This window comes from Lentzea sp. NBC_00516 (assembly GCF_036346835.1).
Taxonomy (GTDB): Bacteria; Actinomycetota; Actinomycetes; order Mycobacteriales; family Pseudonocardiaceae; genus Lentzea; species Lentzea sokolovensis.
In genome coordinates, this window is the sequence record NZ_CP107840.1 from 421,784 (window position 1) to 448,261 (window position 26,478).

Here is a 26,478-nt window from a genome sequence, read left to right on the forward strand (position 1 = left end):
ACCCTAAACGGGCTAGCGCCACGGCGCTAGTGTCCTGAGTCGTTAATTCTCTGACAGTAGGCGGCTAGGGACTCGAGGATCTGGTCTGCTGTGCGGGTCCAGACGTAGGGCTTGGGGTTGGTGTTCCACTGCTCGATCCAGCCGCGGATGTCTTTCTCCAGTGCGGTGACCGAGCGGTGGACGCCCCGGCGAAGAAGCTTGACGGTGATCTCGGCGAAGAAGCGTTCGACCAGGTTGAGCCAGCTTGAGCTGGTCGGGGTGAAGTGCAAGTGGAAGCGTGGGTGCTTGAGCAGCCACGTCTTCACCGCGGGTGTCTTGTGGGTACTGAGGTTGTCGAGGATGACGTGGACATCCAGGCCGGTGGGCACGTTCTTGTCGATAGTGCGCAGAAACGCCAGGAACTCCTGGTGCCGGTGACGGCGTTTCACCGCGCTGATCACCTGTCCGGTGGCGATCTCCAGCGCTGCGAACAGGCTCGTGGTGCCGTGCCGGATGTAGTCGAAACTCTGTCGCTCGGGCACGCCGGGCAGCATCGGCAACACCGGCGCCGAGCGGTCCAGTGCCTGAATTCCGGTCTTCTCGTCCACGCACAACACCACGGCTTTCGCGGGCGGGTCGAGATAGAGGCCGACGACATCGCGGACCTTGTCCACGAACAACGGATCCTTGCTGATCTTGAAGGTGTCGACCTTGTGCGGCTTGAGGCCGAACGCCCGCCAGATCCGCGAGACCGCCGACTGCGACATCCCGACCTGCGTGGCCAGTGACCGGGTCGACCAGTGCGTCGCGCCGACCGGCTTGGTCTCCAGTGTCGTGACCACGATCTGCTCGACCTGATCGTCGGTGATCGTGCGCGGCCGGCCTGGGCGAGGCTCGTCCGACAACCCGTCCAGCCGGTCGCGCAGGAACCGTGCCCGCCAGGTCGCCACCGTCTGACGGCCCAGGCTCAACTGTTGCGCCACAACGGTGTTCGACTCACCAGTCTCAGCACATGCCAGCACGATCCGGGCTCGCAACGCCAACGCCTGCGCAGTTGTCCGCCGACGCGTCCAGCTCTCCAGGACTCGGCGTTCGTCATCGGACAGGGTCAGCGGCACCAGTTTCGGGTTCGGCACCGACACAATCTAGTGCTGATGCCGAATTAACGACTCAGGACACTAGGGAAGCTTGGCCACTACCGCTTTCGCCAGGAAGATCGCTCCCGGGCACAGCGCGGCGGAGTCCTTGGCGTTCTCGTCCGCCAGGATCACGACGACGACCTCGAACCGCTCTTCCTGAACGGCCTTGTGCAGGATCGACACCTCGCAGGCGCCGTCCTCGGGCTCGTAGACGGCCCCCAGCCCGCGGCCGACATCGACCCGAGTGCCGTCGTCAGGCTCGAACGGGCCCTGCCGGCTGAACTCGATGGACGCCGTGCGCCGCCGGTAGTCCCAGCCACAGCCCCAGTTGCCGAGCTCGTTCCACGGATAAGGCGTCGCCTCGGCCTCCAGCTGGGCCCGGATCTCGTCCTTGCCCAGCAGACCGCAGGCGTTGAGCGCGCCGAGCGAGTCCTGCGGCCACGGCTGCGAGCGACGCGGGATCTGGCCTTCGCTGAGCACGGTCCGTGCGTGCGCACCGGCGACGTCGGCGATCTCGCACAAGGGACGATCCGAGGTCCCGCCCGTCTTGACGTCGATCTGCAGGAGGTTGCCGTCCACCATCCTGATGGTCTTCGTGCAGATGTCCTTGGTGGAGGTGCCCTGCTCGATCTGGCCCAGGGCTCCGGTCGGCTTCGCGGCGCCGTACGGGGCGAACTGCTTGACGGAGTACTCGACGACCACGCCGTCGTCGCCCTTCTCGTCGAACGAGACCCAGGTGGCACACCCGTTGAACCAGTACGACTTCTCCGCGCCCGTGCCGGCGTCGCGGGCGTTGAACCGCTGGTAGTCGTCCTTGCCTGCGGCGAGTCCGCAGACGTCCATCGTGGCCGGGTCGCCGACGGTGCCGGCCGCCGGGAGGTTCGCGTAGATCACCGCGCCGGTCACGAGCACGGCCACCAGGGTGGCGGCGCCGACTACGGTCGCCTTGCGGCGCCACGGTTTCGGCAGCCTGACACCCTCCAGCAGCGGCCGGACGTTCTCGGTGGCCGGGCGGTCCTGCGGATCGCGCCGCATCAGCTGGGCGAGCACGTCGCCGAACGGGCCGGAGTTCCGCGCGGGCGTGATGTCGTAGGCCTTGGCACGCCGGAGTTGTTCCTGCGCGCCCGCGTCCGGCGAACCCCACGGCGAGGTGCCCTCGACGGCGGCGAACAGCGTGGCGCCCAGCGCGAAGACGTCGGACGCGGGCCGCGCCTCATGGCCGTCCGCGACCTCGGGCGCGAGGTAGGCGGGCGTGCCGGCCACGTCACCGCCGCCGACGCGGGTGCCCTCCGACCACCGGGAGATGCCGAAGTCGCTGAGCTTCGCCACGTCGTTCTCGGCGACCAGGACGTTGCCGGGCTTGACGTCGCGGTGGACCATTCCCTTGGTGTGCATGGCGGTCAGCGCGTCCGCGAGCTGCGCGCCGATCTTCGCGGCGCGCTCCGGCGAGATCGGGCCGTCCGTCTCGATGATCTCCGCCAGCGTGCGGGACGGCAGGTACTCCATCACCAGCCACTGCTCGGCGCCGTCGACCACCGTGCCGTGGACCGTGATCACGTTCGGGTGGCTGAGCTCGGTGCCGATGCGCGCCTCACGAGCGGCGTCGTCCGTCCGTTTCAGCGCGACCGTCTCGTGCAGTTCCAGGTCGGTCGCACGCCAGACCTCACCCATGCCGCCCGAGCCGAGGTGCTCCTCCAGCCGGTAACGGTCCGCGACAGTCCGCTCACCCACGAACGAGGATCTTAGGGACAGGTCCCCGAACGGCGGGTGCAGACTGCGAAGAATGTACGAAAGCCTCGCGCGGCAAGTGCCGCAGACGGTGCCCGGCGGGATCGTGGCGCTGGCACTCGCCGGACGCGTGAACAGCGCTCCCGTCGACGGTCACACCGTGGTGTTCGGCCGCAACCGGCCAGAGGTCGACATCTGCGTCGGGGAGAGCGACCTGCGGGTGTCCCGCCGGCACGGCGCCCTGACCTGCCGCGACGGGTCGTGGTGGGTCAGCAACCTCGGCCGGCTGCCGATCCGGTTGCCGAAGTCGCGGTGGCTGTTCCCGGAAGAGGACCCGGTGCCGCTGGTGGGCGGCTACACGCCGTTGTTCATCCGCGGCACCCGCGACCGCGAGCACCTGCTGGAGCTGTACGTGGCGGGACCGGACGGCGGCCAGCCTTCCGTGCCGCACGGCGCCATGACCGAACCTCCGCGCCGATGGCGGCTGACCGACGACGAACGGCTGCTTCTGGTCGTGCTCGGCCAGCGCTACCTGATGCACGAGGCGAACCCTCAGCCGCTGGCGCGCCAGCACGTCGCCGTGGTGATGTCCGAACTGCGGCCAACGGAGCAGTGGAGCCACAAGAAGGTCGAACACATGGTGGCCGCGGTCAGGGCCCGGCTGTCACGCGAGGGAGTGCCGGGACTGGTCCGCGAGGAGGTCGGCGAGCCGGTCGGGAACGCGTTGAACGACAACCTGATGCGGGAACTCGTCCTGTCGACGACCCTGGTGCCGCCAGATCTTGCGTTGATCGACGCCCTGTCCTGAACCTGGCGGCACTTGACCGGTTCTGTTGCCCTGAAACGCAACGAGATCAAGGCGTTCTTCAGGCGTTTCCGTCCCGTGACACGGAAACCGGGACAAGATCCGGTTTTTCGGGGGCGGCGCGGCGGGTGTGCGCAGGTGCGAGACGGTGCTTAGCCTGACTCACGAGTCAGGAATGAGGGGCCGGACGGACCAGTGTTCGTGACGGTACGTAGACGAAACGGGCTAACGAACTGCACAGCGTGCGGTCCATTGAGTTCAAACAACCCGTTCGTGAAAGAACCACACGTTCAGGTGGCCCTGTGTCCCTGGCACACTGCGCTCCGTGCCGACCCAGTTCCCCGACGAACCACCGACCGAGCGTCATCTGGCGCCCGACCCCGCGTTGATGGAGGCCGCACGCGCCAGGGGAGCCGCCCGGTGGGCCGCGGCCGGTGACTTTCCGGAGCAGGAGCAGAAACCGCCGGCCGGTCCGCTCAAGCCGCGCGCCGCCGCGATCGCCGCCATCGCCGCGCTCCTCGTTCTCGGCGGGATCGCGATCGTCACGTTCAACGGGGGCTCCGGCAACGGCGGCACGGACATCGCGCAGCCCTCGCACAGCTACATCCCCGGCCTGATCACCCCGCCGGAGGAACTGCCGGCGGAGTCGCCGTCGAACGGCATGGACCCGTCGCTGGCCTCGTCCGCGCTGGGCCTGGTGCCGACGACCACGCAGAACGTCGCCCCGCCGCCCGCGGGGGACACGGGCAGGGCTCCCGGCGGTGCCAAGTCGTTCACGACCGGTCCTGGCTGCGGCGGCTACAGCAACGTCGGCTCGTACCGCGACGGCCGCAAGGGCTGGGTCGACCACGGCGACGGCAAGTGCGGCTCGACGTTCGTGTCGATCCCGATGTCCGGCGACTCCCGCAAGGACGACAGCTCCGCCTACGGGCAGTGGACGTTCGCGGTCACCGGTACGTGCGACGTCTCCGTGCACGTCCCGAACGGCAGCCTGGAGGAGGTCGGGGGTAACCCGACCGTGTACTACGTCTTCGACCGGGCGAGTGTCGGCGGCACCCCGCTGGCGTCGTTCGCGATCAAGCAGGTCGAGAAGCGCGGTCAGTGGGTCAGCGCCGGGAAGTTCAAGGCCAGCGGAAACCTGACCGTGCAGCTGCTCACCCGAGGTCAGGACTGGACCGGCTCCGGACCGACCTACGCCCATCACGCCGCCAGTGCCATCAAGGCAGACTGCACGGCGTGACACGAGATCTGCATCTGGTTCGGCACGGCGAGGCGACGAAGGACGAGTCCCGGCTGACGGCACGGGGCCGCAAGCAGGCCGAGGCGCTCGCGGAACGGTTGCGGGGCACGGGTTTCGCCGCCGTGCACCACGGTCCGTTGCCCCGGGCCACCGAGACCGCGGCGATCATCGCCGAAGTGCTGCACGTGCCCTGCAGGGTCGAGGCCGCGGCGGGCGACTACATGCCGCACTTCGTTCCTGATCACGACGAGTTCTTCGAGCAGTTCCCCGAGTCGGAACGCACCCGCGGGCCCGCGTTGGCGCACGAGGCCGAGACGCGGTTCGCCCGGCCCGGCGACGGTCCCGTGCTGGTCGTGACGCACTCGTTCCTGATCAGCTGGCTCGTGCGGGACGCGCTGGACGCCCCGCCCGAGCGGTGGCTGACGCTGAACCACGACAACGCGGCCCTGACGGTCATCCGCTACACGACCGGCGAGTCACCCCGTCTGATCAGGTTCAACGACTCAGGCCACCTCAGCTCGCTTTGAGCGTGAGGAGCGTGATCTCACTGGGCGCGAACACGCGCATCGGCGGGCCCCAGAAACCGGCGCCGCGGCTGGTGTAGAGCTGGGTGCGGTCGCTGTGCCTGCTCAGGCCGGCGACCACCGGCTGCTGCAGCCGCACCAGGTAGTGGAACGGCCAGATCTGGCCGCCGTGCGTGTGCCCGGACAGCTGCAGGTCCACGCCCGCGTCCACGGCCTTCTTGATCTCCGACGGCTGGTGCGCGAGCAGCACGACCGGCGCGGTGGAGTCGGCGTCGCGCAAGGCGCGCGTGAGGTCGGCGGCGTGGCCGGGCTCGCCGGAGTGGTCGGCCGTGACGTCGTCGATGCCCGCGAACACCAGCTTGGCGTCGCCGCGTTCGAGCGCCACGTGCTCGTTGCGCAGCGCCTTCCAGCCCAGGCGGGTCATGAGGTCGATCCAGCCCTGCGCGTTCGAGTAGTACTCGTGGTTGCCGGTGATGTAGAAGCGGTGCGGCGTGTTCACGTCGCCGAGCGGGGTGGCCTGCTCCAGGCGTTGGTCGGCGGTGCCGTCCGCGATGTCACCGACGTGCACGGCGACGTCCGCGTCGAGCTTGTTGACCGCGTCGACCATGCCCCGCGACCACTTCGCGCGGTTGATGGCGCCGTAGTGGGTGTCGGTGATGACGGCGACCGTCAGCCCGTCGAACGCGGGGTCGAGCCGGGGAATCGTCACGTCTTGCCGCTTGATCCGCGGCACGCGCATCGCCTCGTACACGCCGTACACCGTCACGGTGACGATGAGGACCGCGAGCAGCACGGCGATGAAACGGGAGCGGAACGGGTTCTCGACGCCCGCCATCGCCATGCCGAGCCTGACGACGTCGGAGATCAGCGTCCACACGAACGCGATCCACACGAAGCCGAGCAGGAACTGGGAGATCCGGGCGGCGCGGTCACTGCCGCGCTGGGTGAACAGCACGATCATCGCGATGGCACCCGCGACGAACACGACGGCGGCGATCGGGCGGACCGGGTCGGGCCACTCGGCGCTGGCCGCGAACAGCCCTTCGAACGGCACCCAGAACAGCAGCGTCGTCACGGTGAAGAGGACGAGCGTGAACACCACCCGCCGAACCGTGATGCGGGGCCGGGTAGCGGTGGTCGTCATGCGCGAATCCTCCAGGGGTGAGCTTTCTCAAACCATCTCAACGCACAGACCGGTCAGTTTGTTCGCCTGGCGGCCGATAGACGTCCATCACAGGCGTTTTCCCAGTTCGGGAGCAACCGCCAGGCCGACCGCGCATCCTCATATCAGGACCGGAACACCCGCCTGACCCGACGACCTAGAGTGGGCCACATGATCTTCTACACCGACGAGGAGAGCCGCACGCTGCGCACCGCCGTGTACGGCGCGATGCTGCTGGTTTCCCACGCCGACCCCGGCCCCGTGCTGGAGGAGCGCTTCGCCGGCCTGCGCGCGCTCGCGAACCTGTCGCCCGACCTGCGCGGCGTCCTGGGCGCCGCCCGCCCGTCCGTGCCCGCCGGCACCGACGAGGAGATCGAGCCGGTCGTCCTGGAGGCTCTGCGCTCCTCGATGAAGACCCTGGCGGCCAAGTCGCCCGAGGACGCCGCCGACTTCCCGCGCGGTGTGCTGGCGATCTGCCGCGAGGTCGCCGAGGCCGACGGCGTGGTCGTCGACGCCGAGGACGCGATGGTCGCTCGCATCGAGGGCGCGCTCGCCCTCTAGCGCTGTGGCCCTGTCTGCCGGTCAGACGGGATCGGTGAAGGAGATCGGCTTGCCGGTGGCGCGGGCGTAGCCGATCTCCCTGCTCGTGGACTCGCCGACGTACCCGCCGGGGTTGACGACCAGGACCCGGTCGGCCAGGTCGATCTTGCGCAGGTGGAGGGCGTCCAGCGCGGTCTTCTGCTCGTCGGTGACCAACTCGTCTGCTTCGCCCGGCGCGACGACGATGACACCGGCGAAGGTCAGGTCACGGTTCGCCGCACGCATCTCGTCCACGAACCGGGCAGAGCCGCAGATGCAGACGATCTCAGGTCGGTCGGGCACGGCTCGGTCCTTCGGTCGAACGGGAAACCGTCAGCGTGCATCGTCCCATCAGGTGGATGCTGGGCCGAATGGCCGATGGCGCAAGGCTTTGGCGGTGCCAGGGTGGATCTCCTAGGGGATCAACACTGGGGAGTGTGCCGCTATGGAACTGTCCCGCCGCGAACTGCTGACCCGCACCGGCCAGGCCGCCGCTGTCGCCACCGCCGCGTCCACGCTCACGATCGGGACCGCGGGGGCGGAACCGGGCGAACGCGTGAAACTGACGCAGGGCACCAACATCTCCGTGTCGCGGTCGCGGGACGGCAAGTGGCTCGCCATCGACCTCGTCACGGCCATCTGGGTTCTGCCTTCCGCCGGTGGGGAAGCGCGCAAACTCACCGACGAGCTGCAGGACGCCACGCTGCCGTCGTTCGGACCGGGCGACCAGATCGCGTTCCAGTCCTATCGGGACGGGAACTACCACCTCTACGTGATCGGGCTCGACGGCAACGGCTTGAGGCAGCTCACGCGAGGTAAGTACGACCATCGCGAGCCCGCGTTCTCGCCGGACGGCAAGCGGATCGCGTTCGTCAGCGACCGGGCGGGCAGCTACGGCGTGCACGTGCTCGACCTGGCCACGAACGCCATCACACAGCTGACCGGGGTGCCGGACGAGGCCGCGGCGCCGCAGTGGTCCGCGGACGGCAAGCGGATCATCTTCACCGTCGGCAACGCTGCCGTGGACACCGTGACGGTGGACGGCAAGCGCGAGCGGCTCGTCACGGCTCCGGCCGGTACGCAGCTGTTCGGCGCCGCGTTCGGACCCGGTGACCAGGCCAGCTACACGCAGATGCGGCCCGGTCAGGCCGATCTGATCCTCGGCACGACGGCGATCACGTCGAAGGAGGACGTGTTCGGGTTCGCGCCGATCTGGAACGGCGACAGCGTCCTCTACACCGCGGACGGCAAGCTCAGGTCGCGCAGCGGCAGTGCCGTCAAGGACATTCCTTTCGAGGCAACGGTTCCGGTGCGCACGACCAGGCGCCAGCACCGCACGAAGAACCTCACCGGCGGTGCGGTGAAGGGCATCGCGAGCCCTGTCGTGTCGCCCGACGGCACGAAGATCGCGTTCCGCGCGCTCAACGCCCTTTACGTGCTGAGCGGCGGCAAAGCGACGAAGCTGACCGACAACAGGTACTTCGACTCCGACCCGGACTTCTCGCCGGACGGCACGAAACTGCTCTACACCAGCGACCGCGGCGGCATCCCGCAGTTGCGGGTCCGCGACCTGAAAACCGGTGACGACAAGGCGTTCGCGCCCGCACCCCACGCGCAGACGATTCCCAGGTTCTCTCCGGACGGCACGAAGGTCGCCTACCTGGACCACGACGGGCAGGTCTGGATGGCCGAACCCGCCGGGCTGCGCCAGGTCACGCCGACGTTGTTCCAGCCGGGCCGGCCGACCTGGTCGAAGGACGGCAACACGGTCGCACTGGCCGCCGTGAAGCCGTTCTCACGCCGGTTCCGCGAAGGCACCAGCCAGTTGCTGTTCGTCGACCTCGTCGGCGGCGCCCTCACCTACACCGAGCCGCTGCCGTTCCGGTCGATCGCGACGCGGGGCGACGACGGCCCGGTGTGGTCGCCGGACGGCAGGAACATCGCGTTCGTCGTCGAGAGCGTCGCCTGGGTCGTCCCGGTCGACGCCCGGGGCAAGTTCCTCGCCGAACCGCGTCAGGTCACCCGCGAGGTCACCGACTCGCTGGCCTGGAGCGGCAACGACTCGCTGGTGTACCTGAACAACGGCCGCATCCGGAAGTCCACTCTGGACGGCAGGGTCACGACGATCCGGCACGACCTCACGTGGCGCAGGCCGAAGGCACCCGAGCGCGAGGTGATCCGCGTCGGCGCCTACTGGGACGGCGAGGCGCACGCGCTCAAGCGGAACGTCGACATCGTCGTCGAGGACGGCAAGGTCAAGGAGATCCGGCCACAGCGCGGCAAAGCCGACGTCGACGCGTCAGGACTGACCGCCATCCCCGGCCTGATCGACGCCCACAACCACTGGCACCTGCGCGGGCGCCAATGGGGTGCGAGGCAAGGCCTGACGTGGCTCGCGTACGGCATCACGACGGTTCGCTCGCCCGGCGACCCGGTCTACCAGATGGTCGAGACCCGCGAGGCGCTGGCGGCCGGAACCCTCACCGGGCCGCGGTTCTACGCGACCGGCGAGGCAGTGGACGGCTCGCGCGTCTACTACAACTTCATGCGCCCGACGCTCAGCAAGGCCCAGCTCGACCTCGAACTGCGCCGAGCCCACGAGCTCGGCTACGACCTGATCAAGACCTACGTCCGGCTGCCCGTCGAGCTGCAGCGCGCCGCCGTGCAACGGTCCCGGGTCCCGCTCTCCAGCCACTACCTCTACCCGGCCGCCAACCTCGGCATGGACGGCATGGAGCACGTCGGCGCCACCAACCGCCTCGGCTACTCCCACACCGTCACCCGCCAGGGCCACGCCTACCAGGACGTGATCGCGCTCTTCACGGCGTCCGGCATGTCGATCACGCCCACGCTCTTCCAGTCACGCGCGTTGTACGCCAAGGACAAGTCGATCGTCACCGACGAACGCACCCGCGTGCTGTACCCGCTGTGGGAGTACGAGCGGTTCGTCGCCGACGCCAACAACCAGGGCACCCCGGCCGGCACGTCGTCGCTGGACGTCCTGCGCGGCTGGGTCGAGTTCGCCCTGAAGGTCCACCGGGGCGGCGGTTTCGTCATCACCGGCACCGACGCGCCGCTCGACAGCCCGGCCACCGCCACTCACACGAACCTTCGCGCGCTGGTCGAGTTCGGCTTCACCCCGAGGGAAGCGCTCATCACCGCGACCCGCAACCCGGCGAAGTGGCTGGGCCTGCCGCTCGGCACGATCAAGCCGGGCGCACCGGCCGACATCGCGTTCGTGGAGGGCGACCCGCTCACCGACATCAAGGCGGCCGCGAACGTCAAGCTGGTCGCGGTCGGCGGGCAGGTCCACGACATCCCGGAATTGCTGGCGCCGTACCGGAACCAGCAGACGCTCACCGCCCACGCCACCGTGCTGCCGGCGTTGCCGTCAGCGGAGAACAGGCACTGGTGGCACGAACCGGAGTGGGCCGAGCGCGTCTGCTGCGATCACTGACTCGGGGCAAGCACGATGTCGAAACGGGAGCGCGCCCAGGGCTTGTCGCCCAGCGCCCTCCCGTCCGGCGTCGGCGCACCGGCCGGCTGCTCCTCGAACCGCTTGATCAGCGACTCCTTCACCCCGAACACCGAGTCGCCGATCTCCAGCTGCGGATCACCTTCGACGAAGATGTGCGTGACGAGCGTGCGGAAGTCCTGCGCTGACACCATGAAGTGCAGGTGGGCGGCACGCACGGGGGAGCGGTCCACGGCGTCGAGCAGGGCGCCCACCGGTCCGTCGTGCGGGATCGGGTACGGGGTCGGCGTCGTGCACCAGAACGCGAAACCGCCGTCCTCGCCGGAGAACAGGTGCCCTCGGCCCGCCACCCGTGAGTCGGTGTACTGCACGTCGTAGAAGCCGTCCTCGTCGGCCTCCCACACCTCGATCCGCGCGTTCGGCACCGGGTTCCCAGCTGTGTCGCGAACCGTTCCGGAAACCCAGCACGGGGTCCCGCTGGCACCACCGGCGATGTCGCCGCCGGCACCGACCAGCGGCGACTCCTCCACGAAGAACGGGCCGAAGACCGTTGCCTCCGTGGCGTTCTCGTAGGCCTCGTTGTTCACCGCGATGGTCTGCATCGAGGCGCCCAGCACGTCCGACAGCAGGATGAACTCCTGCCGCTTCTCGTCGGTGATGTGCCCGGCGGCGGTCAGGAACTCGATGGCCCGCGTCCACTCGCCCTCGGTCAAGCGGGTTTCGCGGATGAACGCGTGCAGGTGCCGGGTGAGCGCCTCCATCAGCTCCTTGAGCCGCGGGTCCGGGGTGCGCGCGAACGACGCGATGACCTCGTCGGTGAGCTGTTCCTCGATGCGGTGCTGGGCGGTCATGCGTCGAGCCCCTTCTGGGCGGCGGTGAGCAGGGAGATCAGGTCGTCCTCGGTGACGGGGCGTGGGTTCGACGGAGGCACGGACGGCAGCACGAGACGTGCGGCCTCGCGGACATCGGGCACGCCATGAAGCTCATGTGAGGCACCGATTTCGTCGTACAGGTCGATGAGCCCGCCGCCGAGCGCCTCCGTGATCCTGGCGGCCGCCTCGGGGACCGCGGGGGCGTTGAAAGCCAGCACGTACGGCAGGATCGCCGTGTGCGTCTGGGCGTGCGGGAGGTTGTAGGCGCCGCCGAGCACGTGGCAGATCTTGTGGTGCAGGCCGGAACCCGCCGACGCGAACGCCACGGCGGCCAGGTAGGCGCCGTAGAGCAGCAGCTCGCGACCCTCGACGTCGCCGATCAGGCGAAGACCACGGCTCAACGTGCGAATGCCTTCCAGGGCCAGCGCCTGGTTGATCGGGTCGGCGCGCGGGGCCCACATCGAGTCCACGCAGTGCGCCAGCGCGTTGCAGCCCGAGGCGATCGACAGCTCCAGCGGCAGCGACGACGTGAGCGCCGCGTCGTAGACGACGGTCACTGGAAGCACGCGGTCGTCGACGCCGGTGGTCTTGCGGGACGCCTCGGTCAGGCCCCACACGTTGGTCGCCTCCGAGCCCGCGTACGTGGTGGGCACGGCGACGATCGGCAGTCCGGTGGTCAGCGCGACCGCCTTGGCCAGCCCGGTCGTGGAGCCGCCGCCGACGCTCACCAGCAGGTCCGCGCCGGACTCGGCGGCCAGTGCGCGGGCACGTTCGGCGTTCTCCACCGGGACGTGCGGAGCCACGTCCGTGCAGTGCGCGGCCACGTCGATCTTCGCCGTCACCTCGGGAACGGGCTTGGAGGAGATCAGCAGCACTCGCCGCGCACCGAGGCGGGCGACCTCCGCGGCCACGTCGTCCGCCGCCGTGCCGGTGCCGAACCGCACCCGCTGGCCGAGCGTGACGTGCTCGAACTGCCAGGTCACGCGGTCTCCTCCCGGCTCAGGACCGTGGTCAGGACGGACATCAGCTCCGCCTCCGGGTCCGCGGGCAACGACGTGCCGCGCCAGGCGACGTGCTTGTCCGGCCGCACCAGCACGGCTCCATCTTCGTCCACACCGGACAGTCGCGACCAGTCGAAGTAGAGGTCGGTGACCGCGCGTCCTGGCCCGATGACCACGGTGCGCAGCGGCACGCCGAGCCGGTCGGCGGCCTTCTGCGCCGCGTCGGCCCACGCCTCGCCGGTGATCCCCGTCAGCAGCGTGAACTGCCCGTACGGCACCAGGTCGTGAGTGGAGAGCTTGCTCCTGCTGTCACCGACCCAGGCGTGCGGCAGCCGTGTTCCGGGCCAGGTCGACGGCTCGTAGTACAGCTCGGGATCCCGTGAGGGGGAGGGCTGCTCACCGCCGTCCGCGACCACCGCGCTGGACACGTAAGACTGGCCCATCTCCACGCCGTGCGCGTTGAACTCGTAGTTCTTCAGCTCCATGGCTTCCCGCACGGCCGCGCGCTTGGCGGCACCCGCGAGGCTGGCGGACTTGCGCTCCTCGATGCGCGCGTCCATCTCGGCGGCGGACTGCGAAGCGTCGAGCCCGAGCGCCTCGAAGAGAGCACCGAACTCGCGAGCGGACTTGTTGGCCCGCGTCACGATCTGCCGCGCCACCGGAGCGCGTTCGTCGGAATAGGTCTCCAGCAACGAAGAGCCGGCCTGTCCGTTGAGGACGAGAGCGAGCTTCCACGCCAGGTTGTAGGAGTCCTGGATCGAGGTGTTGGAACCGAGCCCGTTGCTCGGCGGATGCTTGTGCACGGCGTCCCCCGCACAGAACACCCGCCCGTGCTGCAACCGTGTGGCGTACTGCTCGTTGTTGCCCCACAACGAGATTCCGGTGATCTCCGCGTCGAGTGCCGGATCACCGACGAGGTTGCGCACGATCTGCAACGCGTCGTCGTCGCTCACCTCGGGCACGCCCTGCGCGAGGTCGAAGCCCCAGACGATCAGCCACTCGTTCCACGGCCGCACCATCCGCACGAGCCCGGCGCCGATCCCGCCGACGTTCGCACCGGGCTGGATCACCCAGTACAGCACCGAAGGCCGGTGCCGGCAGAGTTCGGAGAGGTCGGCCTTGAAGGTGATGTTCATGGACCCGGCGACGTCCATCTGGCCCTCGTACGGCAGGTCCAGGTCGGCGGCCACGGCGGACCGCGCGCCGTCCGCGCCGATCAGGTACTTGGCACGGATCGTGTACTCGGTCCCGGTCAGCCGGTTGAGCACCCGCACGGTCACGCCGTCGGAGTCCTGCGTGTGCCCCAGGTACTCGGTGCTGAACTGCGTCTGCGTGCCGCGTGCGGTGGCGTTGCGGACGAGGATCGGCTCCAGGTAGGTCTGCGGGATGTCGCAGTTGAGCGACGGCGACGCGAGCACGTGGTCGGCGTGCCGGGCGGGGTGGTTGCCCCAGGTGAGGATGCGGCCGATCTCCTCGCCGGTGATCGAGGTGCAGAACACCGTGTCGCCGATCAGGTGGTGCGGCGTGGCGTCGGCGAGCACCTGGTCCTCGATGCCGACGTCGCGGAAGATCTCCATCGTGCGCTGGTTGGTGATGTGCGCGCGAGGGGTGTTCGCGGTCCACCGGTACTTCGTGATCATGATGTTCGGAACGCCCAGAGTGGACAGGAACAGCGCTGCGGAGGCCCCGGCCGGACCCGATCCCACGATCAGCACATCGGTCTCGACCACTGTGCTCGCCGGCGGGGACGTGTCGGTGAGACCGTCGTGGAAAGTCACCATGACGGAACGGTGACAGTCCTGTGTCGCCACGAGGGCCGTGCGCCCGCACGTGGCGGAAACAGGCAAAAACTCAGGACCGCAGCGCCGCCCGGTCCTGCCGGGGCGTCACCCCGAACCGCGCCCGGTAGGTGCGGGAGAAGTGCGCCTGCGACACGAAACCGGTGCGTGCCGCGACCTCGGCGAGCGACACCGGTTCGATCAACACGCTTCTGGCCGCGTCGAGCCGTGCGTTCAGGATCGCCTGCGGCACGCTCTGCCCGGACTTCGCGAACAGGCGCGACAGGTGACGTTCGGAGTACCCGATGGCGGCGGCGATCCGGAGCGCGCACAGCTCCTGTTCGTGCAGGTGGGCGGCGATGAAGGCGTGGGCAGCAGCCAGGTCCGCGGTCGGGGTGCGGGCGCCGAGCAGCGTGTCGAGCAGGTCCGTGGCGGTGTGCTCCAGCCCGTCCCAGTCGGCGGGGCCGCGCAACGCACCCGACAAGGCGCTCACCAACGCTTGTGCGTGCGCGTTGTCCCGGAAGCTGAACACCTGAGGCCGCACGGGTCCCCGCCGCGGTGCCTTCAGCACGAGCTCGGTGAGGCCGTCCGAGAACTCGCGCCGGAACGGCTGGTCCCCGTCCAGCACGAGCGCTTGACCGGGGACGACCAGCTCACGACCGCCCCGGTGCTCGAAGTGGCTTTCCCCGGCCAGTGAGAAGTAGACGACCACACCGTCGGCCGGGTGCTCGGCGATCTGCCGGACGTCCCGTTCGACGGCGTGCGGCGACCCGCTCACCCGCGCCACCTGCAGGCGGGGCAGCGTCAGGTTCACCTCGGTGCCGTCGAACGGACGGTCGGTCGTGACGCGCAGCCCCACCAGGGCGCGGGCGTTGTGCTCCTCCCACCCGGTCAGCCTGCGTGAACCGGGCAGGTCGTGCGTCCGGAACCTGGTCAGGCCGGGCGGGTGCACGAGTGCCATCCGTTCACGGTAACCCGAGTTCAGGCCCGGACCGCGAAGTGCGGTTCCGCCGCGGCCAGCCGGGGTGCGGGGATTCCCAGCCGGCGCGTCTCCGCCAGGGTGTCCCGGCAGATCGCCCGCGGCTCCTCGGCGTCAGGGTCGGAGTGCGCCTGGAAGCTCAAGCGGGCCGGCGGGAAACGAGCGGTCAGCGAGGCGAACACGGACGCCGTCAGCCAGGCCGGCGCGCGGAGGAACAGTCTCGTCCTGGACGGGCTGCGCAGGTGAGAACGACCTACCGCGGGTCCCAGCCGAGCACGCTGAACGACTCCCCGGCCAGGTAGCCGGCGATCCCGGCGGCGGGGTAGGGGATGAAGTCGGCGGGCAGCGCGTCGAGCCCGAACCACCGCACCTCCGAACACTTCTCCGGCTCGCGGTTCTCCGGTTCGCCACTCCAGCGCCGCACCTCGAAGTACAGCCCGAGGCGCGGTTCCACGCCGAACCCGTTGGCGTGTGACGTGTGCACGAGCCGCAGGTCGCCGGGATCGATCCGCACCCCGACCTCCTCCGAAGCCTCGCGCACGGCGGCGGCGAGCACGGACTCGCCCGCGTCGAGCTTGCCGGACGGCAGGTGCCAGAGGCCGTCGAACCGCGGGTCCGGGTCGCGGCGCCGGGTGAGCAGCACCTCGCCGTCGCGGACGAGCAGAACGTGGGCGTCGATCAGGTGCCGGTCGGCCATGCGCCCACCGTAAATGATCTGCGTTCGGCACAGAGGTCGTGGCACGATCGTGCCATGACAGCCTTCGCGACCCCCGAAGACATCGCCGGCCGCACCGCCGCTGCCACCGAAGCCGCCGTCGCAGCCGGTCGCGAACTCGGCCTGGAGATCACCGAGGGCAAGGTCCTCTACGAACTGTTCTCCGTCGTCGTGCACCTCGCGCCGTCGCCGGTCGTGGCCCGCATCCCGACTGTCCTGCCGCACACCACGACGCTGGAAAGCCTGGCCAGGCGCCAGCAACAAGAACTCGACGTGGCGCAGTGGCTGCACGACCAGGGCACGCCGGTCATCCCGCCGAGCCCGCTCGTCGAACGCAAGCCCGTGCAGCGCGACGGTTTCTCCATCACGTTCTGGCCGTTCACCGACGAGGACAAGTCCCAGGAACCGGACTACGTCAGGAACTCCGAGCTCACCGCCGACCTGCACAAGGCCCTCAGGGACTATCCGGGCGAGCTGGACTTCCTGTCGTCGGCGGAACCGCAGTTCGTCCGGGAGGGACTGGAAAGGCTTGAGGGCCTGGACATCGTCACCGCGGAGGATCTGCGGAGGGCACGCGCCGAGTGGGAGGTGCTGGAGCCGCTCGTCAGCTCCCAGGCCGCGTTCCAGGCGAAGTTCCCCGGCATCGAACTGCAGCCCGTCCACGGCGACTCGCCGCCCGCGAACATCTTCGCGAGCACCGAAGGCCCGCTGTTCTCCGACTTCGAACTGATCACGTACGGCCCGGTCGAGTGGGACCTGGGCGGTCTCGGCCCGGAACACCACGCCGCCTACGACCGGGGCGCCACGAAGAACGGCCTGCGCACGATCGACAAGGAGGTGCTCAGGTTCGTCAACGCCGTCGGCGCGATCCGGGTGATCGCCTACCTGTCGGTCGCGGACCAGTTGCCCGCCATGGTCGACTTCATGCAGCCCTTCATCAACCAGTGGCGGGACACCGATTTCTACGCGTGAGCGGCCGCCCGATCTCCTAGCCAGGCAACGATTTCCTCGGCGGGCAACGGCTCGCTGAGGAAATACCCCTGCACCACGTCACATCCGGCCTTGGCCAGCGCGGTCCAGGTGTCCTGGTCCTCCACGCCCTCCGCGACGGCCTGCAGCCCGAAGTTCTGGGCCAGCGCCACCAGGGCGTGCACGATCGCGCTGTCGCCGGCGTCGGTGCACATGTGCGTGACGAACGACCGGTCGAGCTTCATCTCGTGCACCCGCATGCTGCGCAGGTACGAAATGGACGAGTAGCCGGTGCCGAAGTCGTCGATGGACAGTCGCACGCCCAGTTCGGTCAGGCCGCGCAACACCTCCACCGCGCGGTCCGGGTCCGAGATGATCGCGGACTCGGTGATCTCCAGCGTCAGCAACCTGGCCGGCAGGCCGTGGCGCTTGATCAGGTCGGCCACGTCGCCGGGGAACTCGGTGTGGTGCAGGCAGGCCGCGCCCACGTTCACCGAGACCGGCACCTCCCAGCCTGCGTCCTGCCACGTGCGGCACTGGCGCAGCGCCGCGTCGATCACGTAGCGGGTCAACGGCTCGATGAGCCCGTTCTCCTCGGCGATCGGGATGAACTCGTCGGGACGCACGAGCCCGCGCGTCGGGTGCTGCCAGCGGGCCAGGGCCTCGACGCCGCACACCGCGCCCGTGTCGGCCAGTGCTTTGGGCTGGTAGTGCAGGAACAGCTCGCCGCGGTCGATCGCGTGCCGAAGCTCCGTCACGGCGGTGAGGTGCGCGGCGCCGCGTTCGTGCAGGCGTGCGTCGTACACGGCCACGCCGGACTTCTCGCGCTTGGCCGCGTACATCGCGATGTCCGCGTGCCGCAGCAGTTCGTGCCCGTCACCCGAGTCGGACGGGCACAGCGCCACGCCGACACTGCCCGCTATCTCGAGCTCCAGGCCCTCCAGGGTCACCGGCATCGCCAGTGCCTGCAGGATCTTCTCCGCGACCATGCCGGCGTTCTCCGCCGAGCCGACGGCGGGCAGCAGCACGGCGAACTCGTCGCCGCCCAGCCGTGCCACCAGGTCCGTGTCGCGCACCGCCCACGACAGGCGGTTCGCCACCTGACGCAGCAACAGGTCGCCGGTGTGGTGCCCGAGCGAGTCGTTGACCTCCTTGAACCTGTCGAGGTCCACGATCAGCAACGCCAGCGGCTCGTCCTTCTTGCGCGCCTGCTCCACGGCCAGGTCCATCCGGCGCGCGAGCAGCGTGCGGTTGGCCAGCCCGGTCAGGGCGTCGTGGTGCGCCTCGTGCTCGTTCTTGGCCGCCTGGCGCAGTATTTTGCGGCGGTAGCCCAGCAGCACCCCGCCGAACAGCACCACCAGGATCGCGTCCAGCACGAACGCCACGATCTGGGCGATCCGCAGCCAGGAGTTCTTCTCGTCCGCGGCACGCATGTACTCGGTGGTGTCGAGGCGCTTGGCCCCGACCGTCGAGGAGATCTGGCGCCGCAACGAAGAGTGCGCGAGCAGGGCCTGGTCGGACTGCAGCGGGTCGGGGCCGGCGATCACCCTGCGCAGGATGTCCGAGGTCTGGTCGTAGAACGGCAGCAACCGGGACGCCACGGCGGCGTCCGACGGGGTGCCGCTGGTGCGCAGCCACTCCAGGTCGGCGCGCGCCGAGCCGACGGAGTTCTCCAACGGCTGGACGGTCTGCTCGGTCCGCTGGACCTGGAGATCGCGCAACGCGTTGTCGGCGACCTCGATGTGTTCCAGCACGCGGCTCCACCGCTCGCTGGTGTCGTTGAGCTCTCGCACGTACGCGGTCGTGTCCTGCGCGCTGACGCTGCTCCACAGCGACAGTCCCGCCAGGGCGAGCAACCCGACCGTCAGCCCTGCCGTCGCCACCCGTGCGGTGCCGCGGCCTTCCCAAAAGCTCACCGTGCCTGCTCCAACGGTCGCACCCAGCTCGCCGGATCCTCGACGAAGCTGTCGATCTGAGGCTGGAAGTAGTCCCTGCGCGCCTTCTCCGACTCCTGCCGGTGCAGGATCTGGTCCAGGTTCCCGGTGGTCACCGTCAACCCCGGCGTCTCGATCCAGCCCTCCGGCAGTGTCGCGCCGTCCTTCGCGTGCCTGGCGAGCAGCCAGCCGGCGACGGCGCCCTTGAGATAGTGCTCCGGGGAGATCGTCGCGACCATCGCGCCGTCCCGCACCGCCTGCAACGTTCTCGGGTCGACCCCGAAACCGCCCACCAGCCACCTCGCCGACTTCTCCGTCTTCAGCGCCGCGAGGCTCACTCCGTCGCAGTCGCCCGTACCAACGAACGCGAGCGCGTCGGGGTTCGCTGCCACGAGACGTTTCCACGCGTCCCGATTCGCGACGTCGTCACGTTGCGTGTCGAACGGGCCCAGCACCACTACCCCCGGTAGCTTTTCGGCGAATCGGCCCCGGATTCCCTCAGCCCGGTCGTCGAACCCGGCGAGTCCAGGAGCCGTGTTTCCCAGCACCACTGTTCCGGTCGCGGCCGAAGGCAATCGGCGCATCAACTCGTCAGCCAGCTTTTCGCCGAGTTCGTAGTCGTCGTTACCGATGTGGAGTTTCACGCCGGAACTCGCGGTGAGCCGCATGTCCACCCCGACCACGGCCACGTGCTGCGTGAGCGCCTCACCGATGGACGGCGCCATCAGCGCGGGTTCGGACGTCGCCACGGCGATTCCGCCTGTTGCCGCCATCGTCAAATCCCGGAACAACTCGACTTCCTTGTGCCCGTCCTGTCCGGGAGGTCCCGTCACCGTCGCGCTGACCCCGCCGATGCGGCCGACGCCCTCGTGAAAGCCGCTGGTCATCTCCTGGGCGAAGGAGCCACCCGTGCGCTTGACCACGAAACCGACGTGCGGCAACGCCTCCGACTCCGCTGCCGCACCACAGCTTGCCAACAGCACCAGACCCAGCACCAGCGCCGCAGCTCGCATGGATGACCTCGGGCTCGCTCGACCTAGGGTGATTGATCTCCAGAGCGGCCGATGCTACATCGCTTGGGCCCAACCGGGATAACGCCTGCCAATACCGGCAAGCGCTTTCACGTTGGGCGACCGTCAGGCGGGTTCGTACCCGAGGTTCGGGCGCAGCCACTGCTCGACTTCGGCGAGCGGCTTGCCGTACCGCGTCGCGTAGTCCTGCACCTGGTCGCGGCCCAGCCGCCCCACGGTGAAGTACTTCGCGCCGGGGTGCTGGAAGATCAGGCCGCTCACGCTCGCCGCCGGGTTCATCGCGAACGATTCAGTGAGCGAGATCCCGATTTCCTCCGCGCCCAGCAGGTCGAACAGTTCCCGTTTCACGGTGTGGTCGGGACAGGCCGGGTAGCCCAGGGCGGGCCGGATGCCGCGGAACTTCTCCGCGTGCAGGTCGGTGAGTTCCGGCTGGGAGTCCGGCTCGAACCAGTCGCGCCTGGCCCGCAGGTGGATCCACTCGGCGAACGCCTCGGCGAGCCGGTCTGCCAGCGCCTTCACCATGATGGCGCGGTAGTCGTCGTTCTGGGCCTCGTACTTCGCGGCCAGCTTGCCCGCGCCGAGGATCGTCACCGCGAACCCGCCGATGTGGTCGCCCTCGGGAGCCACGTAGTCGGACAGGCAGCGGTTCGGGCGCGACAACGGCTTCTTGGTCTGCTGGCGCAGCATCGGGATCCGCACGCCGTTGTCGAGCAGGATGTCGTCACCGTCGGAATGCGCGGGCCAGTACCCGTACACGCCCTTTGCCTCGAACAATTCGCCGGCGACGATTTCCTCGAGCAACTCGGTCGCGTCGTCGTACAGTTCGCGTGCCACCGGCTGGTCGAGAATCGCCGGGAACTTGCCTTTCAGCTCCCAGGCGAGGAACAGGAACGTCCAGTCGATGAACTCGCGCAGTTCGGCGAGAGAAGGCGTCATCAGGCGAGTGCCGGTGAACTGCGGAGTCGGCAGATCGGAGAAATCGACCTCCTCCCGATTCGCCCGCGCCGTTTCGAGCTTGAGCAACGGCACCGACTTGCGGTTCTCGTGCTGTTCGCGCAACCGGGCCTGCTCCGCGCGGTTCGTGAGGTTCAGCTCGTGGGCTCGACGGCCGTCGAGCAGGTCGGAGACGACGCCGACGACCCGGGACGCGTCGAGGACGTGGATGACCGGCTCTTCGTAGACCGGCGCGATCTTCACGGCGTTGTGCTGCTTCGAGGTCGTCGCCCCGCCGATCAGCAACGGCAGCTTCATGCCGCGCCGCTGCATCTCCTCGGCGACCGAGACCATCTCGTCGAGCGACGGCGTGATCAGCCCGGACAGGCCGATGACGTCGGCCTGCTCCTTGATCGCCGTGTCGAGGATCTTCGCGGCGGGCACCATCACGCCGAGGTCGATCACCTCGTAGTTGTTGCAGCCCAGCACGACGCCGACGATGTTCTTGCCGATGTCGTGGACGTCGCCCTTGACCGTGGCGAGCACGACCTTGCCGTTGCCGCCGGCCGTGGCCTTGGGCTCGGCGTCCATGAACGGCTCCAGATAGGCGACCGCGCGCTTCATCACGCGGGCGCTCTTCACGACCTGCGGCAGGAACATCTTGCCCGCGCCGAACAGGTCGCCGACGATCTTCATGCCGTCCATCAGCGGACCCTCGATGACGTCCAGCGGACGGGGGAGGGACGCGCGCGCTTCCTCGGTGTCCTCTTCGATGAAGTCGACGACGCCGTGCAGGATCGCGTGCTCGAGTCGCTTGCCGACCGGGGCCTCGCGCCACGACAGGTCGACGACGCGCTTCTGGCCGGGGCCCTTGACGGTCTCGGCGTGCGTGACGAGCCGGTCCGTCGCGTCCTCGCGGCGGTTGAAGATGACGTCCTCGACCAGTTCCAGCAGGTCGGCCTTGATGTCCTGGTAGACGACGAGCTGACCGGCGTTGACGATGCCCATGTCGAGGCCTGCCTGGACGGCGTGGAACAGGAACGCCGAGTGCATGGCCTCGCGGACGACGTCGTTGCCGCGGAAGGAGAACGACAGGTTCGAGATGCCGCCGCTGATGCGGACACCGGGACATCGCTCCTTGATCCGCGGCAGGGCGTCGATGAACGCCCTGGCGTACCCGTTGTGCTCCTCGATGCCGGTCGCGACGGCGAGCACGTTCGGGTCGAAGATGATGTCCTCGGCCGGGAAGCCGACCTTCTGCGTCAGCAGGTCGTAGGCGCGGCCGCAGATCTCGACCTTGCGGTCGGTCGTGTCGGCCTGGCCCTGCTCGTCGAACGCCATCACGACGACACCGGCGCCGTAGTCGCGGATCGTGCGGGCCTGCCGCAGGAACGGCTCCTCGCCCTCCTTGAGGCTGATCGAGTTGACCACGCCCTTGCCCTGCACGCACCGCAGGCCCGCTTCGAGCACGGTCCACCGGGAGCTGTCGATCATCACCGGGATGCGGGCGATCTCCGGCTCGGTCGCGATGAGGTTCAGGAACGTCGTCATCGCCTGCTCGCCGTCGAGCAGGTCGGCGTCCATGTTGACGTCCAGCAGGTTCGCGCCGCCGCGCACCTGGTCCAGCGCCACGGTGAGCGCGGCGTTGTGGTCGTCGGACTCGATCAGCCTGCGGAACTTCGCCGAGCCGGTGACGTTGGTGCGCTCACCGATCATCACGAACCCGGTGTCGGGGCCGATCTCGAACGTCTCCAGGCCGCTGTAGCGGGTGGTGTGCCGTGGCTTGACCACCTCGCGCGAGTCGGTGCCGCGCACGGCGTCGGCGATGGCCTTGATGTGCTCGGGAGTGGTGCCGCAGCAGCCGCCGACGACGTTGACGATGCCCTTGCCCGCGAAGTCCTTCAGCAGGGCGGCGGTCTCGTCCGGCGTCTCGTCGTAGCCGCCGAACGCGTTGGGCAGACCGGCGTTCGGGTGGCAGGCCACGTAGGTGTTCGCGAGTCGCGCCAGGTCGGCGACGTGCGGGCGCATCTCCTCTGCGCCCAGCGAGCAGTTGACGCCGACGATCAGCGGTTCGGCGTGCGCGACCGAGTCCCAGAACGCCTCGACGGTCTGGCCCGACAGCGTGCGGCCGGACAGGTCGACGATCGTCACCGAGATCCACAGCGGCAGGTCGGGCGCGACCTCGCGGGCCGCGGCGATGGCGGCCTTGCAGTTCAGCGTGTCGAAGATCGTCTCGATCAGCAGCAGGTCGACGCCGCCTTCGTGCAGCGCCGAGATCTGCTCCGCGTAGGAGGCCTTGACCTGCTCGAACGTGACGGCGCGGAACGCGGGGTCCTCGACCTTGGGCGACAGGGAGAGCGTGACGTTGAGCGGGCCGACCGATCCTGCGACGAACCGGCCGCCGAACTCGTCCGCGGCCTGGCGGGCGAGCCGTGCGCCGGCGATGTTCATCTCGCGGACGCGGTTCTCCAGCCCGTAGTCGGCCTGGCCGATCGAGGTGGCGGTGAACGTGTTGGTGGTCGTGATGTCCGCGCCCGCCGCGAGGTACTGCCGGTGCACGTCGAGCACCAGGTCCGGGCGGGTGAGGTTGAGCAGGTCCGGGTCGCCGGCGACGTCGGGCACGTGGCCCTCGTACTCGTCACCGTAGTAGTCCTGCGGCGAGAGCCTGGCTTGCTGGAACATCGTGCCCCATGCGCCGTCCAGCACTGCGATTCGCTGGTCCAGCAGGGATTTGAGTCCACTCACGCGCGCTCCCGAAAGGTTCGGAAGCGCCCTTGTCCGTGGTAGAACGAAGCCGAGCGTGGCAGGCGCTCGGCCCGTTGCAGCGCTTCTCGGTTTCACTTTAAAGGCTACCAACCTAGCTCATTCACCAGGAACTCGTCTCACTCCATAGGATGGCCGCTGTGACCGGAGAACGCGCGTTGGTGCTGGGTGGCGGTGGTGTCACCGGAATCGCCTGGGAGACCGGGATTCTGCACGGACTTGCCGAACAGGGCGTCGACCTGACGGACGCCGACCTCTTCGTGGGGACGTCGGCCGGATCGGTGGTGGCCGCCGAACTGGCCGGCGGTGGTGTGCTCGCCGACCTGTACGCGGGTCAGTTGTTGCCGCCGGACGGGGAGATTCCCGCCCGGCTCACGTCGTGGATGGTCGCCAGGTACGCGCTTTCCTACGTGATGCCGGGGTCGCCCGCGCAGAAGCGGGCCCGTCTCGGTCGTGCCGCCCTGAAGGCCCGCACGCCGTCGGAGGAGTCGCGGCTCGCGGTGTTCGACTCTCGACTGTCCACTAAGGACTGGCCGGAGCGCGCGCTCAAGGTCACCGCCGTGGACGTGGCGAACGGGAAGTTCGTGGCTTTCGACCGGGACAGCGGAGTGCCGCTGGTGAAGGCGGTGGCGTCGAGTTGCGCGGTGCCGCTGGTGTGGCCGCCGGTCAGCATCAACGGCAGTCGGTACATGGACGGCGGCATGCGGTCCGTGGCGAACGTCGACCTCGCGGCGGGCTACGAACGGGTCGTGGTCATCGCGCCGCTGACGCGCTCGGCCAGTCCGGCCGCGGCGCCCGGCGCGCAGGCCGCGAAGCTCGGGGTGCCGTCGATCGTGGTGAGTCCCGACAGCGCGGCCCTGGCCGCCATCGGCACGAACCTGCTGGACCCGGCCAAGCGCAAACCCGCTGCTGAGGCGGGGTACGCGCAGGCCGTCTCGATCGCGGAGGACGTCCGGAAGGTCTGGCAGTAGTTTCCGCAACCGGTTTCGGTCCCGATGACCGGTCCACACCTCTTGTCCAAAGTTGACCGACCCGCCTAAGGTCGCCGCAATTGCCCCTTTAGGCAGGTTTGTTAACCAATTGACTGAGGTGGTTGTGGACAGACGAGCGGCGTTAGCTGCGGTCAGTGCGGTCGGGCTCGTGATTGGTCTCCTGGTGGCGGGGACGACCAGTGCGACGGCGGCGGATCCACTGGTCTCGCAGGGCAAGGCGGTCACGGCGTCCTCCGTCGAGGGCGCAGGGCTGGAGGCGGCGAAGGCCGTGGACGGCAGCACGACGACGAGGTGGGCGTCGGCGGAGGGCAGCGACTCAGAGTGGCTGCGGGTCGACCTCGGTACGTCGCACGCGGTCAGCCGGGTGCGGCTGACCTGGGAGGACGCGTACGCCAGGGGCTACCGCGTGCAGACCTCCCCGGAGGGTTCCGCGTGGACGGACGTGTTCTCGACCAGCGCCGGTGACGGTGGCGTCGACGACCTGACCGTGTCCGGTGCCGGTCGGTACGTGCGGGTTCTCGGCACGGCGCGTGGCACTGCGTGGGGTTACTCGCTGTGGGAGGTCGAGGTCTACGGCGTGGCGGGCGGCACCCCGCCGACGACGACCACGACCACTCCGCCCTCGAACGGTCTCGGCTACGCGTTCGGCAGCCGGCAGACCCCGTACGCGGCGGGCGTCCTGCGTCCATCGGGTTCGACGTCCACTTTGGACGCCGCGGTCGTGGACTACTACCAGCGCTGGAAGTCCGCGTTCGTCCGGCAGAACTGCGGCAACGGCTGGTATCAGGTGATCTCGCCCGACGCCGACCACCCGTACGTCGCCGAGGCGCAGGGCTACGGCATGGTCGTCGTCGCCACGATGGCCGGCGCCGACCCGGACGCGAAGAAGATCTTCGACGGCCTGGTGAAGTGGAAGATCGACCACCCGTCCTCGATCAACCGCGATCTGCTCGCGGCCGAACAGGACGTGAACTGCCGCAGCGTCAACGGCGGCGACGGCGCCACGGACGGCGACATGGACGTGGCCTACGGGCTGCTGCTCGCCGACCGGCAGTGGGGCAGCGCGGGCACCCACAACTACAAGCAGCTGGCGATCCGGCACGTCAACGCGATCAAGGCCAGCGAGGTCAACCCGTCGACGAACCTGCTCAAGCTCGGCGACTGGACCAGTTCGGGCGACCAGTACTACTACCTCTCGAGGTCGTCGGACTGGATGGCCGACCACTTCCGGGCGTTCCGGAAGGCGACGGGTGACGCGGCGTGGGACACGATCCGGTCCGCCCACCAGAACCTGATCTCGACGTTGCAGCAGAACTTCGCGCCGAACACCGGCCTGCTGCCGGACTTCGTGGAGAACACGAACTCTTCGCCGCGCCCGCCCGCGGGCCAGGTGCTGGAGGACGTCAACGACGGCAAGTACTGGTGGAACGCCTGCCGCGTGCCGTGGCGGATCGGTGCGGACGCGGTGACCAGTGGCGACTCCCAGTCCCTGGCGGCGGCCCGCAAGCTCAACACGTGGGTGAAGTCCAAGGCGGGCAACAACCCGAACAACATCGGCATGGGCTACCAGCTCAACGGCACGCAGATCTCCGGTGGCAGTGCCGCCGCGTTCTTCGCGCCGTTCGCCGTGGTGGCCGCGACCGATCCGGGCGGTCAGGCGTGGCTGGACGCGTTGTGGAGCAAGATGCTGCAGACGCCGATCGACGGCAGCAGCTACTTCTCGGCGAGCATCCAGCTCCAGGTGATGATCACGGTGACCGGCAACCACTGGGTGCCCTGACCGGCACTGTCCGATCGCGCAACAACGGTCTGTACCTCTTGTTCAGGGGGTCTGACCTGCATAGCGTCGCCAACCACTCGCATTGACAGCTTTGTTAACT

20 protein-coding genes and 1 pseudogene are annotated in these 26,478 nt (G+C 69.0%); 8 read left to right on the plus strand and 13 right to left on the minus strand.

What is annotated here, in order from left to right; translation table 11 throughout:
• Positions 1–26: 26 nt before the first annotated feature.
• Entirely contained in the window at positions 27–1,115 is a 1,089-nt protein-coding gene (locus OG205_RS01990) for an IS630 family transposase (protein ID WP_442916586.1), read from the minus strand.
• 42 nt (positions 1,116–1,157) lie between these two features.
• On the minus strand, positions 1,158–2,849 hold the full coding sequence (locus tag OG205_RS01995) for a serine/threonine-protein kinase (RefSeq protein WP_330274488.1): 1,692 nt from the start codon (positions 2,847–2,849) through the stop codon (positions 1,158–1,160).
• 52 nt (positions 2,850–2,901) lie between these two features.
• Here OG205_RS01995 and OG205_RS02000 point away from each other — a divergent pair, with 52 nt between their 5' ends.
• The 3 genes from OG205_RS02000 (at position 2,902) to OG205_RS02010 (ending at position 5,418) form a co-directional block, all read left to right on the plus strand.
• The gene (locus tag OG205_RS02000) at positions 2,902–3,654 is read left to right on the plus strand and encodes an FHA domain-containing protein (RefSeq protein ID WP_330274489.1); all 753 of its coding nucleotides are present in this window, start codon (positions 2,902–2,904) and stop codon (positions 3,652–3,654) included.
• 322 nt (positions 3,655–3,976) lie between these two features.
• Positions 3,977–4,891: a hypothetical protein gene (locus OG205_RS02005; protein ID WP_330274490.1), complete on the plus strand. Its 915-nt coding sequence runs from the start codon at positions 3,977–3,979 to the stop codon at positions 4,889–4,891.
• Complete coding sequence (locus OG205_RS02010; RefSeq protein WP_330274491.1) at positions 4,888–5,418, plus strand: histidine phosphatase family protein; 531 nt, start codon at positions 4,888–4,890, stop codon at positions 5,416–5,418. The genes OG205_RS02005 and OG205_RS02010 overlap by 4 nt, the downstream gene beginning before the upstream one ends.
• Here OG205_RS02010 and OG205_RS02015 read toward each other — a convergent pair.
• Positions 5,405–6,559: a metallophosphoesterase gene (locus OG205_RS02015; RefSeq protein WP_330274492.1), complete on the minus strand. Its 1,155-nt coding sequence runs from the start codon at positions 6,557–6,559 to the stop codon at positions 5,405–5,407. The two genes, OG205_RS02010 and OG205_RS02015, sit on opposite strands and share 14 nt — an antisense overlap.
• Positions 6,560–6,748: 189 nt before the next feature.
• On the opposite strand from OG205_RS02015, the gene OG205_RS02020 reads away from it, so the two are divergent.
• Positions 6,749–7,138: a hypothetical protein gene (locus OG205_RS02020; protein ID WP_319981050.1), complete on the plus strand. Its 390-nt coding sequence runs from the start codon at positions 6,749–6,751 to the stop codon at positions 7,136–7,138.
• 21 nt (positions 7,139–7,159) lie between these two features.
• Here the strand turns inward: OG205_RS02020 and OG205_RS02025 are convergent, their stop codons facing one another.
• Entirely contained in the window at positions 7,160–7,459 is a 300-nt protein-coding gene (locus OG205_RS02025; protein WP_330274493.1) for a hypothetical protein, read from the minus strand.
• A gap of 142 nt (positions 7,460–7,601) precedes the next feature.
• Between OG205_RS02025 and OG205_RS02030 the strand changes: the two genes are divergently transcribed.
• The gene (locus OG205_RS02030) at positions 7,602–10,613 is read left to right on the plus strand and encodes an amidohydrolase family protein (RefSeq protein WP_330274494.1); all 3,012 of its coding nucleotides are present in this window, start codon (positions 7,602–7,604) and stop codon (positions 10,611–10,613) included.
• On the opposite strand, the gene OG205_RS02035 is transcribed toward OG205_RS02030, so the two are convergent.
• The 6 genes and pseudogenes from OG205_RS02035 to OG205_RS02060 form a co-directional block, all read right to left on the minus strand.
• Positions 10,607–11,482: a dioxygenase family protein gene (locus OG205_RS02035; protein ID WP_330274495.1), complete on the minus strand. Its 876-nt coding sequence runs from the start codon at positions 11,480–11,482 to the stop codon at positions 10,607–10,609. The two genes, OG205_RS02030 and OG205_RS02035, sit on opposite strands and share 7 nt — an antisense overlap.
• Positions 11,479–12,486 carry a maleylacetate reductase gene (locus tag OG205_RS02040; protein ID WP_330274496.1) on the minus strand — a complete coding sequence of 336 codons (1,008 nt, stop codon included), beginning with the start codon at positions 12,484–12,486 and terminating at the stop codon, positions 11,479–11,481. The genes OG205_RS02035 and OG205_RS02040 overlap by 4 nt, the downstream gene beginning before the upstream one ends.
• Positions 12,483–14,285, minus strand: coding sequence for an FAD-dependent oxidoreductase (locus OG205_RS02045; RefSeq protein WP_330274497.1), 1,803 nt, complete (start codon positions 14,283–14,285; stop codon positions 12,483–12,485). The genes OG205_RS02040 and OG205_RS02045 overlap by 4 nt, the downstream gene beginning before the upstream one ends.
• Positions 14,286–14,355: 70 nt before the next feature.
• Positions 14,356–15,243, minus strand: a complete 888-nt coding sequence (locus tag OG205_RS02050) for a helix-turn-helix transcriptional regulator (RefSeq protein WP_330274498.1) — start codon at positions 15,241–15,243, stop codon at positions 14,356–14,358.
• A gap of 20 nt (positions 15,244–15,263) precedes the next feature.
• A pseudogene (locus OG205_RS02055) lies at positions 15,264–15,479 on the minus strand (ketopantoate reductase family protein); the annotation flags it as partial.
• A gap of 35 nt (positions 15,480–15,514) precedes the next feature.
• The gene (locus tag OG205_RS02060) at positions 15,515–15,958 is read right to left on the minus strand and encodes an NUDIX hydrolase (protein ID WP_330274499.1); all 444 of its coding nucleotides are present in this window, start codon (positions 15,956–15,958) and stop codon (positions 15,515–15,517) included.
• A gap of 54 nt (positions 15,959–16,012) precedes the next feature.
• Between OG205_RS02060 and OG205_RS02065 the strand changes: the two genes are divergently transcribed.
• Positions 16,013–16,948, plus strand: coding sequence for a phosphotransferase (locus OG205_RS02065; protein ID WP_330274500.1), 936 nt, complete (start codon positions 16,013–16,015; stop codon positions 16,946–16,948).
• Here OG205_RS02065 and OG205_RS02070 read toward each other — a convergent pair.
• The 3 genes from OG205_RS02070 to metH form a co-directional block, all read right to left on the minus strand.
• The gene (locus OG205_RS02070; protein ID WP_330274501.1) at positions 16,939–18,861 is read right to left on the minus strand and encodes a putative bifunctional diguanylate cyclase/phosphodiesterase; all 1,923 of its coding nucleotides are present in this window, start codon (positions 18,859–18,861) and stop codon (positions 16,939–16,941) included. The two genes, OG205_RS02065 and OG205_RS02070, sit on opposite strands and share 10 nt — an antisense overlap.
• Complete coding sequence (locus OG205_RS02075; protein WP_330274502.1) at positions 18,858–19,892, minus strand: sugar ABC transporter substrate-binding protein; 1,035 nt, start codon at positions 19,890–19,892, stop codon at positions 18,858–18,860. The genes OG205_RS02070 and OG205_RS02075 overlap by 4 nt, the downstream gene beginning before the upstream one ends.
• A 123-nt stretch (positions 19,893–20,015) precedes the next feature.
• Positions 20,016–23,588, minus strand: coding sequence for a methionine synthase (gene metH, locus OG205_RS02080; protein WP_330274503.1), 3,573 nt, complete (start codon positions 23,586–23,588; stop codon positions 20,016–20,018).
• Positions 23,589–23,746: 158 nt separating this feature from the next.
• On the opposite strand from metH, the gene OG205_RS02085 reads away from it, so the two are divergent.
• Both OG205_RS02085 and OG205_RS02090 read left to right on the plus strand, forming a co-directional pair.
• Entirely contained in the window at positions 23,747–24,577 is an 831-nt protein-coding gene (locus tag OG205_RS02085) for a patatin-like phospholipase family protein (RefSeq protein WP_330274504.1), read from the plus strand.
• A 169-nt stretch (positions 24,578–24,746) separates the two neighbouring features.
• The gene (locus OG205_RS02090) at positions 24,747–26,378 is read left to right on the plus strand and encodes a glycosyl hydrolase family 8 (RefSeq protein ID WP_330274505.1); all 1,632 of its coding nucleotides are present in this window, start codon (positions 24,747–24,749) and stop codon (positions 26,376–26,378) included.
• Positions 26,379–26,478: the final 100 nt, after the last annotated feature.

Excerpts from the sequence above, each read along its gene's own strand:
- OG205_RS02000 (WP_330274489.1), top strand. The coding sequence starts at position 2,902 with ATGTACGAAAGCCTCGCGCGGCAAGTGCCGCAGACGGTGCCCGGCGGG.
- OG205_RS02015 (WP_330274492.1), bottom strand. The coding sequence starts at position 6,559 with ATGACGACCACCGCTACCCGGCCCCGCATCACGGTTCGGCGGGTGGTG.
- OG205_RS02020 (WP_319981050.1), top strand. The coding sequence starts at position 6,749 with ATGATCTTCTACACCGACGAGGAGAGCCGCACGCTGCGCACCGCCGTG.
- OG205_RS02030 (WP_330274494.1), top strand. The coding sequence starts at position 7,602 with ATGGAACTGTCCCGCCGCGAACTGCTGACCCGCACCGGCCAGGCCGCC.
- OG205_RS02035 (WP_330274495.1), bottom strand. The coding sequence starts at position 11,482 with ATGACCGCCCAGCACCGCATCGAGGAACAGCTCACCGACGAGGTCATC.
- OG205_RS02045 (WP_330274497.1), bottom strand. The coding sequence starts at position 14,285 with ATGGTGACTTTCCACGACGGTCTCACCGACACGTCCCCGCCGGCGAGC.
- OG205_RS02050 (WP_330274498.1), bottom strand. The coding sequence starts at position 15,243 with ATGGCACTCGTGCACCCGCCCGGCCTGACCAGGTTCCGGACGCACGAC.
- OG205_RS02060 (WP_330274499.1), bottom strand. The coding sequence starts at position 15,958 with ATGGCCGACCGGCACCTGATCGACGCCCACGTTCTGCTCGTCCGCGAC.
- OG205_RS02065 (WP_330274500.1), top strand. The coding sequence starts at position 16,013 with ATGACAGCCTTCGCGACCCCCGAAGACATCGCCGGCCGCACCGCCGCT.
- OG205_RS02075 (WP_330274502.1), bottom strand. The coding sequence starts at position 19,892 with ATGCGAGCTGCGGCGCTGGTGCTGGGTCTGGTGCTGTTGGCAAGCTGT.